The organism is Mycobacterium sp. URHB0021 (assembly GCF_054057895.1).
Genome location: NZ_JBSRZT010000002.1, coordinates 1114329 through 1128778 on the forward strand (window position 1 = coordinate 1114329; position 14450 = coordinate 1128778).

The 14450-nt window shown below is 67.5% G+C and carries 13 protein-coding genes; 3 read left to right on the forward strand and 10 right to left on the reverse strand.

What is annotated here, in order from left to right:
• Positions 1 to 7: 7 nt before the first annotated feature.
• Positions 8 to 988, forward strand: a complete 981-nt coding sequence (locus ACVWWN_RS07645; protein WP_457143352.1) for a BadF/BadG/BcrA/BcrD ATPase family protein — start codon at positions 8 to 10, stop codon at positions 986 to 988.
• A 7-nt stretch (positions 989 to 995) separates the two neighbouring features.
• A complete protein-coding gene (locus tag ACVWWN_RS07650; protein WP_457143353.1) occupies positions 996 to 1946 on the forward strand; it encodes a DMT family transporter in 951 nt (316 codons plus the stop codon).
• Here the strand turns inward: ACVWWN_RS07650 and ACVWWN_RS07655 are convergent.
• The gene (locus ACVWWN_RS07655) at positions 1943 to 2659 is read right to left on the reverse strand and encodes a type 1 glutamine amidotransferase (protein ID WP_457143354.1); all 717 of its coding nucleotides are present in this window, start codon (positions 2657 to 2659) and stop codon (positions 1943 to 1945) included. The genes ACVWWN_RS07650 and ACVWWN_RS07655 overlap by 4 nt on opposite strands.
• Positions 2652 to 3989, reverse strand: a complete 1338-nt coding sequence (locus tag ACVWWN_RS07660) for a MurT ligase domain-containing protein (protein ID WP_457143355.1) — start codon at positions 3987 to 3989, stop codon at positions 2652 to 2654. The genes ACVWWN_RS07655 and ACVWWN_RS07660 overlap by 8 nt, the downstream gene beginning before the upstream one ends.
• Before the next feature lie 97 nt (positions 3990 to 4086).
• On the opposite strand from ACVWWN_RS07660, the gene ACVWWN_RS07665 reads away from it, so the two are divergent.
• Positions 4087 to 5076: a DEDDh family exonuclease gene (locus ACVWWN_RS07665; protein ID WP_457143356.1), complete on the forward strand. Its 990-nt coding sequence runs from the start codon at positions 4087 to 4089 to the stop codon at positions 5074 to 5076.
• 148 nt (positions 5077 to 5224) lie between these two features.
• Here ACVWWN_RS07665 and leuA read toward each other — a convergent pair whose 3' ends face one another.
• The 8 genes from leuA to ACVWWN_RS07705 form a co-directional block, all read right to left on the reverse strand.
• On the reverse strand, positions 5225 to 7066 hold the full coding sequence (gene leuA, locus ACVWWN_RS07670; protein ID WP_457143357.1) for a 2-isopropylmalate synthase: 1842 nt from the start codon (positions 7064 to 7066) through the stop codon (positions 5225 to 5227).
• A gap of 854 nt (positions 7067 to 7920) precedes the next feature.
• On the reverse strand, positions 7921 to 9069 hold the full coding sequence (gene dgoD / locus ACVWWN_RS07675; RefSeq protein WP_457143358.1) for a galactonate dehydratase: 1149 nt from the start codon (positions 9067 to 9069) through the stop codon (positions 7921 to 7923).
• Positions 9066 to 9698, reverse strand: a complete 633-nt coding sequence (locus ACVWWN_RS07680) for a bifunctional 4-hydroxy-2-oxoglutarate aldolase/2-dehydro-3-deoxy-phosphogluconate aldolase (RefSeq protein ID WP_457143359.1) — start codon at positions 9696 to 9698, stop codon at positions 9066 to 9068. Before ACVWWN_RS07680 ends, dgoD begins: the two co-directional genes overlap by 4 nt.
• The gene (locus tag ACVWWN_RS07685; protein WP_457143360.1) at positions 9695 to 10438 is read right to left on the reverse strand and encodes an IclR family transcriptional regulator; all 744 of its coding nucleotides are present in this window, start codon (positions 10436 to 10438) and stop codon (positions 9695 to 9697) included. The genes ACVWWN_RS07680 and ACVWWN_RS07685 overlap by 4 nt, the downstream gene beginning before the upstream one ends.
• Positions 10435 to 11373 (reverse strand): sugar kinase, encoded by a 939-nt coding sequence (locus ACVWWN_RS07690; protein WP_457143361.1) that lies wholly within the window; start codon positions 11371 to 11373, stop codon positions 10435 to 10437. The genes ACVWWN_RS07685 and ACVWWN_RS07690 overlap by 4 nt, the downstream gene beginning before the upstream one ends.
• A gap of 5 nt (positions 11374 to 11378) precedes the next feature.
• Positions 11379 to 12788, reverse strand: coding sequence for an MFS transporter (locus tag ACVWWN_RS07695; RefSeq protein ID WP_457143362.1), 1410 nt, complete (start codon positions 12786 to 12788; stop codon positions 11379 to 11381).
• Positions 12789 to 12973: 185 nt separating this feature from the next.
• On the reverse strand, positions 12974 to 13375 hold the full coding sequence (locus tag ACVWWN_RS07700) for a RidA family protein (protein WP_457149040.1): 402 nt from the start codon (positions 13373 to 13375) through the stop codon (positions 12974 to 12976).
• A gap of 23 nt (positions 13376 to 13398) precedes the next feature.
• Positions 13399 to 14418: a sugar kinase gene (locus ACVWWN_RS07705; RefSeq protein WP_457143363.1), complete on the reverse strand. Its 1020-nt coding sequence runs from the start codon at positions 14416 to 14418 to the stop codon at positions 13399 to 13401.
• Positions 14419 to 14450: the final 32 nt, after the last annotated feature.

The following is a 14450-nucleotide window of genomic DNA, read 5'->3' on the forward strand; positions in this document are numbered from 1 at the left end:
AGCTGCGATGGCTCGTTATCTCGGTGTAGACGGCGGCGGATCCAAGACGGCGTTCGCGTTGATCGATGACTCGGGCCAGGTACAGGCCAGGGCCTACACCGCCACGTCGTATTACTTCACCGACGGCTTCGAGGTAGTCGAAAGGGTTCTGCAGGAAGGCATCTCGGCCATCTGCGCGACTGCCGGAATTGAGCCGTCCGAGATCGACGCTGCATTCTTCGGAATCCCCGGCTACGGCGAGTCGAGTGCCGACATCGATCGCCTCGACGCGGTCCCGCGACCGATCCTCGGCCACGACTCATACAGCTGCAACAACGACATGGTGTGCGGCTGGGCAGGCTCGCTGGCGGGGGATGACGGTATCAACGTCATCAGCGGCACCGGATCGATGACCTACGGCGAACGCGCCGGGGTCGGGCATCGCGTCGGCGGCTGGGGCGAACTGTTCGGTGACGAGGGGTCCGCGTACTGGATCGCGGTGAAGGGCCTCAACGTGTTCAGCCGGATGAGCGACGGCCGCGTGCCGCGGGGGCCGCTGTACGAACTGATGCGGCAGCGGCTCCAGATCACCAGCGACCTCGACGCCGTCAGCCTCGTCATCGAGAAGTGGGGCGGCAGCCGCTCCGAGATCGCCGATCTGGCGAAGACGGTGTGTGCGGCGGCCGCGGCAGACGATGTCCGTGCCGCGCGGTTACTCCGCTATGCCGTCGACGAACTCACGGCGCTCGTGGAGACCACCCGGCTGCTGGTCGGCTTCGGTGACGAAGAACCGGTGCCGGTGTCCTATTCGGGTGGAATGTTCTCCGACGAACAGTATCGCGGCCTTTTCCAGGCCGCGATGAACAAGATGTCGGCTAAATACGACCTTCGTCGCCCGGTGCTCGACCCCGCCCTCGGTGCGGCCGTCTACGCGGCCAAACAGAACGGCAAACCGCTCGACCCCGATGCGCTGGCGAAGCTGGCGGCCTCCCAACCCAATCCGAGGTGAACCGCTGATGACCGACACCACCAAACCGGTGCGAGCCACTCGTAGCTGGATGTTCTACGCGGCGCTGCTGGTGCTGTTCTGGGGCATCTGGGGCGCGTTCTCCGCACTGCCCTCGCAGAAGTACGGCTACCCCGACGAGATGATCTACACCATCTGGGCGCTGACGATGATCATCCCCGCCGTCTTCGCGATGCGCGGTCAGCGATTCGACCGCAGACCGCAGGCCACGTTCTACGGCCTGCTGATCGGATTGACCGGCGCGGGTGGACAGTTGGTGCTGTTCCAGGCGCTGACCATGGGCCCGGCCTATCTGATCTTCCCGATCGTGGCGGTCTCGCCGGCGATCACCGTGCTGATGGCCATGGTGCTGCTGCGTGAGCGGGTGACGAAACTCGCGGCCGTCGGCCTGGTGGCCGCGCTGGTCGCGATCGTGCTGTTCAGCATCACGAGCGGCGAATCCGAGGGCTCGCACGGGCCGTGGCTGCTGCTGGCGATCATCGTGTGCGTGGTGTGGGGTGTGCAAGCCTATTTCATGCGCAAGACGGCCACCATCGGCGTCAACGACGCCACCACGTTCGGTTGGATGGCGATCAGCGGGCTCCTGCTGATTCCGGTCGCGCTGATCTCCCTCGGTGGGATACCCACCGATTTCCCATGGCAGGCACCGGTTCTCACCGCAGGCACCCAGGTGCTCAACGCCATCGGTGCACTGTTCCTGGTGATGGCGCTCAGCCGGGGCAAGGCCACGATCGTGGCGCCGACCACCAACGCGCTCGCCCCGGCACTGACCATCGTCGTGTCACTGATCGCCTACCAGACGCTGCCGACGCCGTATGGCGCGATCGGTATCGTGCTGGCGCTGATCGGTTCCACACTGATGGTCTACAGCGACGAGAAGCGCGGCGAATCGGTGACCGAAGGCGCGCTGGAATCCGAGCAGGAGCGGGCGGGCACCTAGGCGCGGCGGGGAGCGGCCAGGCGCTCGCGGCGCAGCAGCGACACTTCGTCGATCCCCAGCGGCGTCAGTTCGCCGACGACGCGACTCAACAGCCAGTCCGCCAGTTCAGGATTGCGGGCCAGGCAGGGCCCGTGCAGATAGGTCGCCACGACGCCGCCCTGCACCGCGCCGTCGACGCCATCGCCCGCGCGGTTGCCCGCACCGCTGACGACACGGGCCAGCGGCTCGGCAGCCGGGCCCAAGACCGTTCCACCGCGATGGTTTTCGAATCCCGTCAGCCGCTCGTGCAGACCGGCCACCAAGGGTTCGGACACCACCTCGCCGATGGTGCGCTTCTCCTGCGGCGAGGTCGTCACGTCGAGCAGTCCCACCCCGTCGACCCGTTCGCCCGACGACGTCTCATACCAGTGGCCCAGCACCTGGATGGCCGCGCAGATCGCCAGCACCGGCGCGCCCCGCGCCGCCGCCTGCTGCAATCCGGGATGGCGCAGCAGGTGCTTGGTCGCCAGCCGCTGGGCGTAATCTTCCGCCCCGCCAAGGGTGTACATGTCCAGTTCGGACGGCACCGGATCCGCCAGCGTGATCTCCACGATCTCCGCCTCGAAACCCCGCAGCCGCAACCGCTGCCGCAACACGACCGCATTGCCGCCGTCACCATAGGTGCCCATCACGTCGGGCAGCACGAGCCCGATCCGGACCGTCGACTCAGCCAATTTCCCCCCGGTCGTCCCCCTGTCCTGCGGGCGGGTGGTGCCCCCAGCGCTCCTGTGCCCTCGGACCAACTCTTCCCGCCCGCCCGAACGTCCGATTCAGCTGCAGGAACGCGGTGTAGTTGGCGACCACCTCGACATGGCCGGGCGGGCAGGACATGATGGCCTCAACGGCGTTGTGCACCAACGTGTGTTCGACGCCCGCGTAGCCGAGGCGCACCGCGAGGTCGGTGCCGCGTTCCCCGGCGGCCACCACCGGGTGGTTGGCGAAATGCTCGAAGTTGACGTCCCACAGCCACGACAGGTCCTCGCCGTCGGGCACCTGACCGTTGACCGAGATCACCACCGACCCGGCGTCGGTGTCCACCATCGACAGGGCCTCCTGCCAGCCGGCGGGGTTCTTGGCCAGCAGCATCCGAACCGAATGCGCACCGAGTTGCACCGTGCTGTACCGGCCGGCCACCTCGTCGACACCCGACACCGCGGCGACCGCGGCCGCTGGGTCGGCGCCCAGCGTGACCGCCGCGGCCACCGCCTGGGTGGCGTTGCCGCGGTTGACCTTTCCCGGAAGCGCCAACCGCATCGGCAACGCCAGACCGTCCGGGCCGTAGATGGTGTGGTCGTCGAACCACCAATCTGGCACGGGCCGTTTGAAGGCCGGAGGGCCTCCGGGTCCGACATCGGGGTCCGTTCCCGTCGAATACCAGTGGGTGCCCTCGCGCACGATGATCTCGCCACTGCGCGGACAGCTGACCGAATCGTTCGCCCAGCCGCCCCCTGCGGCCACCCACACCACATGCGGGCTGTCGTAGGCCGCCGACGTCATCAGGACGTCGTCGCAATTCGCGACCACCACCGTCTCGGGATGACGGGCCAGCCCGCCGCGCAGCGTGCGTTCGATGTGATTGATCTCACCGACCCGGTCGAGCTGATCACGCGACAGGTTGAGCAGCACGATGACGGGCGGCTCGACCGCGTCCGCCACGTGCGGCACATGCATCTCGTCAACCTCGAGTGCCGCCAGCGCCGCGCCGCGGGATCCGGCCAACGCGGCAACGAGCCCGGCGTCCATGTTGGCGCCCTCGGCGTTGGTGGCGACCGGGCCGAGCGTGCCCAGCGCCGCGGCCGTCATCCGCGTGGTCGTCGACTTGCCGTTGGTGCCCGTCACCACGACCGTTCGGCGACCCGCACCGAGCTGGCGAAGGATCGACTTGTCCAGGGTCATCGCGACCAGGCCGCCGATCATCGCGCCTGCACCGCGACCGGTGACCCGCGACGCCCATCGCGCCCCGGCTCCGGCCGCCAGCGCGACACGTCCACGAGCGGTGACCATCCCCGGCAGTCTAAATGGAGGAAAGTCGGGCCACGACACGCTGCTCCAGCGGTCCGGCTTGAAGAGAAATGTCGGGACACCGTGCCACCCTGAAGCAATGAGCAGTTCCTGGGGCCGGCCGGCGGCCGAACCCGGAGCCGGCTGGGCCGTCGTCGACGTCGAGACCTCCGGTTTCCGGCCCGGCAGTGCCCGCGTCGTCAGCATCGCCGCGCTTGCGCTCGGAGACGACGGAAACGTCGAACGCAGCCTCTACACGCTGCTCAATCCGGGCGTGGACCCCGGACCCACACACGTCCACGGGCTCACGGCCGAGATGCTCGACGGCCAGCCCCGCTTCGGCGACATCGTGGAGGACCTCATTGCGGTGCTCCACGGTCGCACCCTGGTGGCCCACAACGTCGGCTTCGATTACGCCTTCCTGGCCGCCGAGGCCGAACTCATCGCCGCGGAGCTGCCCATCGACAGCGCGATGTGCACGGTGGAGCTCGCCCGTCGACTCGAGCTGGGCACGGAGAACCTGCGGCTGGAAACGCTGGCGGCCCATTGGGGCATCACCCAGATGAGGCCGCACGACGCCCTCGACGATGCGCTGGTGCTCGCGCAGATCCTCAAACCGGTCCTGGTCCGTGCCCGCGAACGCCGGGTCTGGCTGCCGCTGCGTCCCGTGACACGGCGGCGGTGGCCCAACGGGCAGGTCACCCACGACGAGATGCGCCCGCTCAAGGTGCTCGCCTCGCGCCTGCCGTGCTCGTATTCGAACCCGGGCCGATATGTCGCGGGCCGGCCGCTGGTGCAGGGCATGCGGGTGGCGTTGTCGGCCGAAGTGACCCGCACTCACGAGGAACTCGTCGAGCGCATCGTGCATGCCGGGATGTCCTACACCGACGCCGTCGATCCCGAGACGTCGCTGGTCATCTGCAACGAGTCCGAACCCGGACACGGTAAGGGCTACCAGGCAGGTGACCTCGGTGTTCCGCTGATCAGCGACGCCGACTTCATGCGCCTGCTCGACGGCGTCGTGGGCGGCAGGAACATCGAGGAATTCACCGACACCACCGTCGCCGGGGAGCAGTTCGCGCTGTTCTGAGCAGTGCTACACCCCGCCCCCTGAACGGATGGACGAACTCAGCAGGCTGCTCAGTGTTCAGCAACCTCACCATTGCTCCGGCGACGGGCGCGCAAGATTCCGCCGGTTCTGTGGACCGACTGCTGAGGGCCTTCCTGGACCAGCGGGACTAACGCGAAGCGCGGTTGACCGCCGACACCACGGCCCGCAGTGATGCGGTGGTGATCGACGTCGCGATACCCACACCCCAGACCGTCTTGCCGGCGATCGACGCCTCGACGTACGCCGCGGCCTGGGCTTCCTCGCCCGCCGACAAAGCGTGCTCCGAATAGTCGAGCACCGAAACGTGGTAACCGATCGCGCCCAGTGCGTCGACGAACGCCGCGAGTGGCCCGTTGCCCGCGCCGACGATCTCCTGCTCGACACCGTCCACCTTCACCACCGCTTCGATGGTGTCGGTGCCACCGTCGAGCTCCGAGGCGGAGACCTTCTGCCTGATCCGCTCCAGGGGCCGGATCGGGGCCAGGTACTCCTCGGCGAAGACGTCCCACATCTCCTTGGGCGACACCTCGCCACCCTCACCGTCGGTGATCTTCTGAATCGCCTGGCTGAACTCGATCTGCAACCGGCGCGGCAGGGCCAGGCCGTGGTCGGCCTTCATGATGTAGGCCACGCCGCCCTTGCCGGACTGCGAGTTCACCCGGATGACAGCCTCGTAGGTGCGGCCGACGTCCTTGGGGTCGATCGGCAGATAGGGAACCTGCCACAGGATGTCATCGACGTCGGCGTCCTGCGCGTCGGCCGCGACCTTCATCGCGTCCAGGCCCTTGTTGATCGCGTCCTGGTGGCTGCCGGAGAACGCCGTGTAGACCAGATCGCCGCCGTAGGGATGGCGTTCGTGCACCGGCAACTGGTTGCAGTACTCGACCGTGCGCCGGATCTCGTCGATGTTGGAGAAGTCGATCTGCGGGTCGACGCCGCGGGAGAACAGGTTCAGGCCCAGCGTGACGATGCAGACGTTGCCGGTCCGCTCACCGTTGCCGAACAGGCAGCCCTCGATCCGGTCCGCGCCGGCTTGGTAGCCCAATTCCGCTGCGGCGACCGCAGTTCCGCGGTCGTTGTGTGGGTGCAGGCTCAGGATGATCGAGTCACGGCGGGCCAGGTTGCGGCTCATCCACTCGATCGAGTCGGCGTAGACGTTGGGGGTGGCCATCTCGACGGTGGCGGGCAGGTTGACGATCAGCGGCCGCTCGGGGGTGGGCTCGATGATCTCGGCGACCGCATCGCATACGTCCTTGGCGTACTCCAGTTCGGTGCCCGTGTAGGACTCCGGCGAGTACTCGAACCGCCACCGCGTGCCGGGATACTTGACGGCTTCCTCGACGCACTTGCGGGCACCATCGGTCGCGATGGCCTTGACCGCTTCGCGGTCGGCGCGGAACACCACGCGGCGCTGCAGGATCGACGTGGAGTTGTAGAAGTGCACGATCGCCTGCGGTGCACCCTCACACGCCAGGAACGTCCGCTCGATCAGCTCGGGCCGGCACTGGGTCAGCACCTGGATGGTGACGTCGTCAGGGATGGCGCCGTCGGTGATGATCTCGCGGACGAAGTCAAAGTCGGTCTGGCTGGCCGACGGGAATCCAACCTCGATCTCCTTATAGCCCATCCGCACGAGCAGGTCGAACATGCGTCGCTTGCGGGCCGGGCTCATGGGGTCGATCAGTGCCTGGTTGCCGTCGCGGAGGTCGACCGCACACCACATGGGCGCGCGGTCGACGACGCGGTCGGGCCACGTGCGGTCGAAAGGAACAGCTGCTGCGCCTGCCGCCGGGCTCCCGCCCGGCACCTCTTCGGCGAAGGTCCGGTACCGGCTGACCGGCATCGACGTGCCGCGCTGGGTGTTCCAGCCGGGTTGGTCGGGATGGGGCGCGCCCGCAGGCTTGGTGATGCTGCGGACGGACGTGAAGGCGTCGGGTGAATCTGGTGCGGCTTTCGAAAAAGTAGTCACGGTGATGGCTCCGGGAGTTTCGGGGGACTCAAGACCGGCGCATCACGAAACACCCGCGACGGGAAGCCGGTCTGGATCAGACCCCGCCGCGGCGTCCGAGAAGGAGCACCCGCTGCACTCGGCCACTGTATCAAGCCGGCCCGGGACGCCAAAACTTTCACCGACTCGGGGCGGCGATGCGGCTGTGGCCTGCGCCAGCGACTGTGCCGGTATCGGTCGACGGTGAACACAGCCGCGGGACGCGGCCTACGGGCGTCAGACCTGTGAATCGGGGAACGCGATCATCAGCGTCAGGCCGATGATGCAACACAGCATGAACGCTGTGGTTCCTGTATCCATTTACATCTCCTGGAGTGAATCGCGGCCTCTCTACGGCCGATCACTGGCAGTAACCGATGTTTCTGTTACGTGGACAGGCTTCTGGTGTTTCGGGCACGTAAACGTGTGGACGGGCCACGCTGTGAGCACTCCGTAACGGGCGTTCACGGACAGACACGGTCGGGCAACACGTATACCGCATCGTATGCAGCGACGGGTACCGCCCGTATCCGGTCTCCGACGAACGCGATCTCTGCGAGCTGCGCATCGTCGTCGAACTCCGTGGCGTCAGCCGAATCCTCGATACCGAGGGGCTTCGGTACGAAAAGGACCGGCTGGCCGTCCTGCGGTCACAGTGGAAGGACCTCGAGGCCAGCCCGCCACCACCCGGAGGGCGACATGGGGTGATGGGCACCATCGTCGAACACCTCGAGATCGTCGAGCGACGAGCCCTCCGGGCGCTGAGCGCCCGTTCGTTGGGCCAGTCGGTGACGTCGTTCGATGCGCTGGTCGGATAGGTCGGAAGGTGGCTCAGTTCACCATTCCGCGAACGAACCATCGGCATGGCGCCACAAGGGATTTCGCCAGGAGTGAGGGGATTCCGCGGCACGCCGCACCGCGGCCTGGTCGACCTCGATGCCGAGGCCGGGACCCGTCAGTAGCGCGACGGAGCTGTCCCGGAATTCGAAGACACTCGGGTCCACCAGATAATCCAGCAGATCCGATGACCCCTCGTGATAATGAATGCCCAGGCTGGTCTCCTGGATCAGTGCGTTGGGGGTGGTGAAATCGAGCTGCAGGCAGGCCGCGAACGCAATGGGGCCGAGCGGGCAGTGCGGCGCCAGCGACACGCCATAGGTCTCGGCCGCCGCGGCGATCCGGCGGCTTTCGGAGATACCGCCGGCATGCGAGACATCGGGTTGGGCGACGGCGATCCCCATACCGAGCACATCGCGAAAATCCCACCGCGAGTAGAGCCGTTCACCGGTCGCGATCGGCACGGTGGTCGACGCGCAGATCTTGGCTAGGTCGGCCGAGAGTTCCGGGACCACCGGTTCCTCGACGAAAAACGGGTGAAGGGGTTCCAGCAGCCGGCACGCCTCCCGGGCAACTGCGGGCGAGGTGCGGCCGTGAAAGTCGACGGCAATGTCGAAATCGTCGCCGACGGCATCTCGCACCGCTGCGACCCGGGCCACCACACCGTCGATCGCGGCCCTCGATTCCAGTCCAAGCATCGGGCCCGAACCGTTCATCTTGACGGCGTCGAAGCCCTGCGACTTCTTCGCCAGTGCCTGCTCGGCGGCCTCTGCAGGGTCGTCGCCCCCCACCCAGCAATACGTGCGCATCCGGTCGCGCACCGCCCCGCCCAGCAGCTCGAAGACCGGGACGCCCAGCGCCTTTCCCTTGAGATCCCACAGCGCCTGATCGACGCCGGCGACCGCGCTGGCCAGCACCGCACCGCCACGGTAGAAACCGCCCTTGGTCATCACCTGCCAGTGATCCTCGATGCGGAACGGGTCGGATCCGACAAGGTATTCGGATAGCTCGTGGACTGCGGTGGCCACCGTCGCCGCCCGGCCCTCCACCACGGGTTCACCCCATCCGGTGATCCCTTCGTCGGTGTGGATCGCCAGGAAGCACCAGCGGGGCGGGACCAGAAACGTTTCGAGCTCGACGATCTTCACCGTGCACCTCCGGACTGCAGCTGCGCCACCAGGCCCGGCAACGCGGCGAATTGATCCTCGTCGGCCAGCGCGGAACCCAGTGATACGGCCGTCGCGCCCGCCGCCAGGAACTGCGCGGTGTTCTCGAGCGTCATGCCGCCGGTCGCGACGAGACGGATGTCGGGGAACGGCCCCCGCATCGCGGCGAACCAGCCCGTACCCAGTTCGGCGGCCGGAAAGGCCTTGAGCCACGTCAGTCCCAGCTCGTGCGCCTGTTGGATCTCGGACGAGGTGGCGACACCCGGCAGGTGCGGCATACCCGCCGCCAGAGACGCCTCGGCCACCGTTCGGGAGAACCCCGGAGCGACGGTGAACGCCGCGCCCGCCGCGGCGGCTGCCGCCACCCGGGGCGCCGATGTCACAGTGCCCGCCCCGACCATCGCGCCGCGCGCGGCACCGGCGCGGACCGCCAACCGTAACGCCTCGATCGCGTCATCGGACTGCACCGGCACCTCGACCAGGGTAATACCGAGATCCCAAGCGCGGGAACATACTTCGACTGTGCGGGACGGGGTGAAGCCGCGCAGGATCGCCATCAACGGCAGGCTGGCGAATCCGGCGTCGAAAAGCTCGTCGGTTGCCGCGCTCATCGGACCCAGCCCAGTTCGGCGGCGATGGCCTCCGCGGTGCGGCGGACCTGCGGCAGCCCGGCGCGCAACGCCGCGAGGTTGCGGTCGGCCTTGATCGCGGTCGCCGAGATCGCGGTGCGCACCCGGCCCGTGGCGTCGGGCACCGGGTAGCCGATGCAGTTGACGAAGCTCTCGTACTCACCGTCATCGGTGGAGTAGCCATTGCGCCGGATCCGCGCCAGTTCCGCGGCGAACGCCTCCCGGCCGACGATGGTGGCCGCGGTGAAACGCTCGAATGTATAGCCAGACAGCACCATTCGGCGCTCCTCGGGAGACATGAAGGCGAGCACGGCTTTTCCCACCCCCGAGGCGTGGATTTTCACCGGTTTGCCGATCTGGGAGTACAACCGCACCTTGCCGTGCGGTTCGATCTTGTCGGCGTACACAATCGATCCGTTCACCACCGTCGCGATGTGCACCGTGACACCGAGTTCGCCACACAGCTCACGCAGATGCGGATGGGCGATCGCACGCAGATCGAACTGTTCCAGCGCCGCCTGCGCGAGCCCGGCCAGCCGGTAACCCACCGAAAAGGTGCCGTCCTCGTTGCGCCGCGCCAGCCCACCGTTGACGAGATCCTGGATGAGCCGCAGCGCGGTCGTGCGGTGTACGTCGATGCGTTCGGCCACCAGCTGCGGATGTTGCGGCCCGCTGCTGAGAATTTCCAGAATCGAGATCGCGCGTTCGACTGCCTGTGTCACGAACCACCCTCCAATTCGGTTGGGGCAACTGCACGCAGCGCCGACGCGTCCGCGTGATCGGCCATGGTGCGTAGCGCCAAGGCGGCGACGCGGTGTCCGAGCCGCAGCCGGGCCGGCTGATCCCAGCCGCGGAGCAGACCTGACAGGTATCCCGCGGCGAAGGCATCCCCGGCGCCCACCGGCTCGACGACCTCGACCGCGTCGGCGGGGACGAAGGCGTGCGCACCGTCGGCGAAGGCGGTGGCGCCGACGTCGGAGTCCTTCACCACCAGAGTGCGTCCGGTGCCCACATGCTCGCGCACCTCCTCGGGTGTGCGAACGTCCCAAATGCGGTTGGCCTCGTCTAGGCCGACGAACACAATGTCGGCCCGGCGGGCGAACTCCAACAGCGCCGGACCCGCGTCGGTGGCGTGCCACAAGGCCGCGCGGTGGTTGACGTCGAAGGAGCGCAGCACACCCGCTGCCCCGGCGATGGTGAACGCCCGCTCGGCCATCGCTCGGCACGTCGGCGACAGTGCGGGCGTGATACCGGAAAGATGCACGACGGCGGTGGTCGTCGGGTCGAGACGCTGCAGGTCGGCCTGCGACAGCCGCGAGGCGGCGGAGCCGGCCCGGTAGTAGTACACGCTGGTGGCTGCCGGCGCGGGGTCCTTGAAGTACACCCCGGTCGGCGCCTGTGGATCCCGCACCACAAGGCCGACATCAACTCCGCCACGGCCGATCTCGTGCAATACGTGATCGCCCAGCGGGTCGGCGCCGACCCGGCTCAGCCAGCGCGCGCGGTGACCGAGATCGGCGAGATAGAGCGCCACCGTCGACTCGGCACCCGCGACGGTGAGCGCCGCACACCGCGCGTCGGCCAGCCGCTGCCCGTTCATCGGGGTCACCAGGACCATCGACTCACCGATGCAGACGACGTCGCCCTTGCCGTTCACCGTATTCAACGTACCTCGGCATACTCGACGTCGATGGGCACGCTGCCATCGCTGGCCCCGGCCTGGATCGCCGCCCGGCGCAGGGCGCGTGGCGCGGTCTCGGCCAGCGTGTAGGTGCACACCGCGGTCACCAGCCCGGAGGCCGCCATGTAGCCGGCCAGGATCCAGGGGCGCCCGCCGGCCATGTGGACGAGCAGTGTGGCGATGAACGGTGCCGTGCCCGAGAACACCACCGCGGTGGCTTCACGCGCCAATACCAGCCCGGAGAACCGCACCTCGGTGGGCAGCTGTTCGGAGTAGAACGAGCCAGCCGGTCCGAAGATCATGGAGTTCAGGATGATTGCGAAACCGATCGCCACGGCCAGCACGATCATCGGCAGCGAGCGCGTCCCGACCATCAGCCAGAACGGAACGGCGAAGACGGCGATCGCGATACCGCCGCCGATCATCAGCGGCCTGCGACCCACCCGGTCGGACAGCCAGCCGCCGAACGGCACACCGACGACCGAGATCGCCGAGGCCACGGTGATCGCGATGACAGCGGTATTGGCGGGAAGCTTCAATTGCTGGCTGGTGTAGGCGGGGAGGTATCCCTGGATGGAATACGACGCGATCGCGGTTGCCGCGCCGGCCCCGATCATCAACAGCACCGTGCGCTTGTGGCTACGCAGCACCTCCTGCAGCGGCCGAGACTTCTTGCGGCCGTCGGCCACCGCCTCCTCGAACACCGGGCTCTCCTGGGTGACGTAACGCAGCACCAGCCCGGCGACCGCGACGACCATGGAGGCGATGTACGGCAGCCGCCAACCGTAGGACAGAAACTGCTGCTCGGGTAGGGACGCCGCCAGCGACATCGCCCCGGCCGCCAGCACGACGCCGATGAACTCGCCGCCGCCCGGCAGCGCCGCGTAGAACCCCCTGGTGGTCGGCGTCGCGGCCTCCGTCGTCCAGACGTAGGCGCCGCCCAGTTCGGCTCCGACGCCGAGGCCCTGCACGATGCGCAGGCAGACCAGCAAGACGGGAGCCCAGAAACCGATCTGGTTGTAGGTGGGCAACAGGCCGATGAGCAACGTGCCCACGCCCATCAACACCAGCGTGGTCATCATGATCGGCTTTCGGCCGATCTTGTCGCCGAAGTGGGCCAGGATCAGGCCGCCGACCGGTCGGGCGGCAAAGCCCACCGCAAACGTCGCGAACGAGGCCAACGTGGCGACGAATTCGGACTCCCCGGTGAAGAACACCTTGTTGAAGACCAGTGCGGCCGATGCCCCGAACAGAAAGAAGTCATACCACTCCAACACGGACCCGACCACCGATGCCGCCGCGACGCGCCGCCGCTGCGCGCCGGTCATCATGGCCCGGGGCAGATTTCCTCGACCCTGACCGGCCTCTGTGGTCGATCCATTCCCCGCCATGCTGTTCCCTTCCACGCGACACCCCGATGCGACGGCGTGAGCTGGCTCACTACCCGCAGCGGGACGCTACCCCGCTGGCAACGCGATGTGCACTGCCTGTGCGCATCGTGCACAGCGCGACGAAAGATGTTCTCAATCAGTGCAGTTCGTAGCGAATCCGTGCGGACTGGTCGGTCGGCGGGTGGTCAGGTGATCGCCAGGGCGTCGATCTCGATCAGCATCTCCTCCCGCGGCAGGCCGGTGAATACGGTGGTGCGGCAGGGCAGAGCGGCCTGCCCGCTGCGCTCGGCGACAAACTCCTGGTAGGCAGCGTTCATCTCGGCGAAGTCCTCCCGCTTGGTGAGGTAGACGCGGAGCATGACGATGTCGGCGAAGGTGGCCCCCGCGGCTTCGACGATGGCCGCCACATTGGCCAGGGTCCTCCGGGTCTGCCCGGTGAGGTCGCCGAGGTGGACGTACTCGTTGGTGACGGGGTCGACCGGTCCCTGCCCGGAGACCTGGACGAAAGGCCCCTTGCGGACGCCCTGGGAGAAGGAGTGCGCGGGCGCCGGAGCGTGCGGGGTGAGGATTGCCGTCTTGTCGGACATGGTGTTCGGTATCCCTTTCGTGGTCATCGGATTAGTGGTTGAGTGAATTGCGCTGAGCGCCATTGCTCCTTGTCGAGACCGAGCAACCGGGTGAGTTCTGTCGGGGGCGGTGCGGCGGCGTCGCCGACGGTGGACAGGGTGCTGGCCGCGCAGATGTGGCCCATCCGCAGTGCGTGTTCCATGTCCTTGCCGGTGATGACGCCGGCCAGGAAGCCGCCCGCGAAGGCGTCGCCGGCACCGATCTTCTCGACCACGTCGACGGTGAGCGACGGAACTTCGACGGCGACGTTCCGGTGGAAGCCGATGACGTGATGGGCGTCGTTCTTGACAACGAGGTATTCCGGTTCGGGAAACTCGTTGCGGATCCGGCCGGGCGAGGCGGTTCCGAACACCGCAGCTGCCTCGTCGAGACCCATCAGCACGATACTGCTGGACCGCACGCAGTCGGCGAGGGTATCGGCAGCGCTTTGCGTGTCCGGCCACAGAGCGGGCCGGTGGTTCAGGTCGAAGCTGCACCGTCGCCCACCGTGCATGAGTTGCGTGACCAGTCTGCGGGAGGTGTCTGACAGGGCCGGTGTGATGCCGCTGATGTGGATCAAATTGGTGTGACGCAGAACTCGAGCTACCGGCGGGCGATTCAGGTCGTCGACGGCGAGCGCGGCGCCTGCGGAGTCGCGGCGGTAGTACCGCATCCGCGACTCCGCGACGGGAAGGTCGTTGGGGTGGGCGCTTCCGCCCCCGCGTTCCTTGATGTACAGGCCGGTCGGGCGGATCGGATCGACCACGATCGAGGTGGTGTCGACGCCCGCCTCGGCCAGGTGCGCCGTCAGATAGCGTCCGAATCCGTCGTCACCGACCCGTGTGATGACCGATGTCGCCATCCCGAGTGCCGCCAGGGTGGTCGCAACGTTGACTTCGGCGCCGGCGGCGCCGCGGGTGAAAGTCGCCGCCGTCTCCAGCGGGCCGTGTTGTGCGGACAGGACGATCAGTGCCTCGCCGATACACGTGATGTGCGGCGTGGCAGATGCCGAGGTGGAGACCAACGGTGCTGCGCTCCAGTTTGTTTCGATGTTGA

Bases quoted from the DNA above. Each gene is read 5' to 3' on its own strand.
- ACVWWN_RS07700 (WP_457149040.1), bottom strand. From the start codon at position 13,375: ATGTCCGACAAGACGGCAATCCTCACCCCGCACGCTCCGGCGCCCGCG.
- ACVWWN_RS07660 (WP_457143355.1), bottom strand. From the start codon at position 3,989: ATGGTCACCGCTCGTGGACGTGTCGCGCTGGCGGCCGGAGCCGGGGCG.
- ACVWWN_RS07650 (WP_457143353.1), top strand. From the start codon at position 996: ATGACCGACACCACCAAACCGGTGCGAGCCACTCGTAGCTGGATGTTC.
- ACVWWN_RS07695 (WP_457143362.1), bottom strand. From the start codon at position 12,788: ATGGCGGGGAATGGATCGACCACAGAGGCCGGTCAGGGTCGAGGAAAT.
- ACVWWN_RS07645 (WP_457143352.1), top strand. From the start codon at position 8: ATGGCTCGTTATCTCGGTGTAGACGGCGGCGGATCCAAGACGGCGTTC.
- ACVWWN_RS07680 (WP_457143359.1), bottom strand. From the start codon at position 9,698: ATGAGCGCGGCAACCGACGAGCTTTTCGACGCCGGATTCGCCAGCCTG.
- ACVWWN_RS07665 (WP_457143356.1), top strand. From the start codon at position 4,087: ATGAGCAGTTCCTGGGGCCGGCCGGCGGCCGAACCCGGAGCCGGCTGG.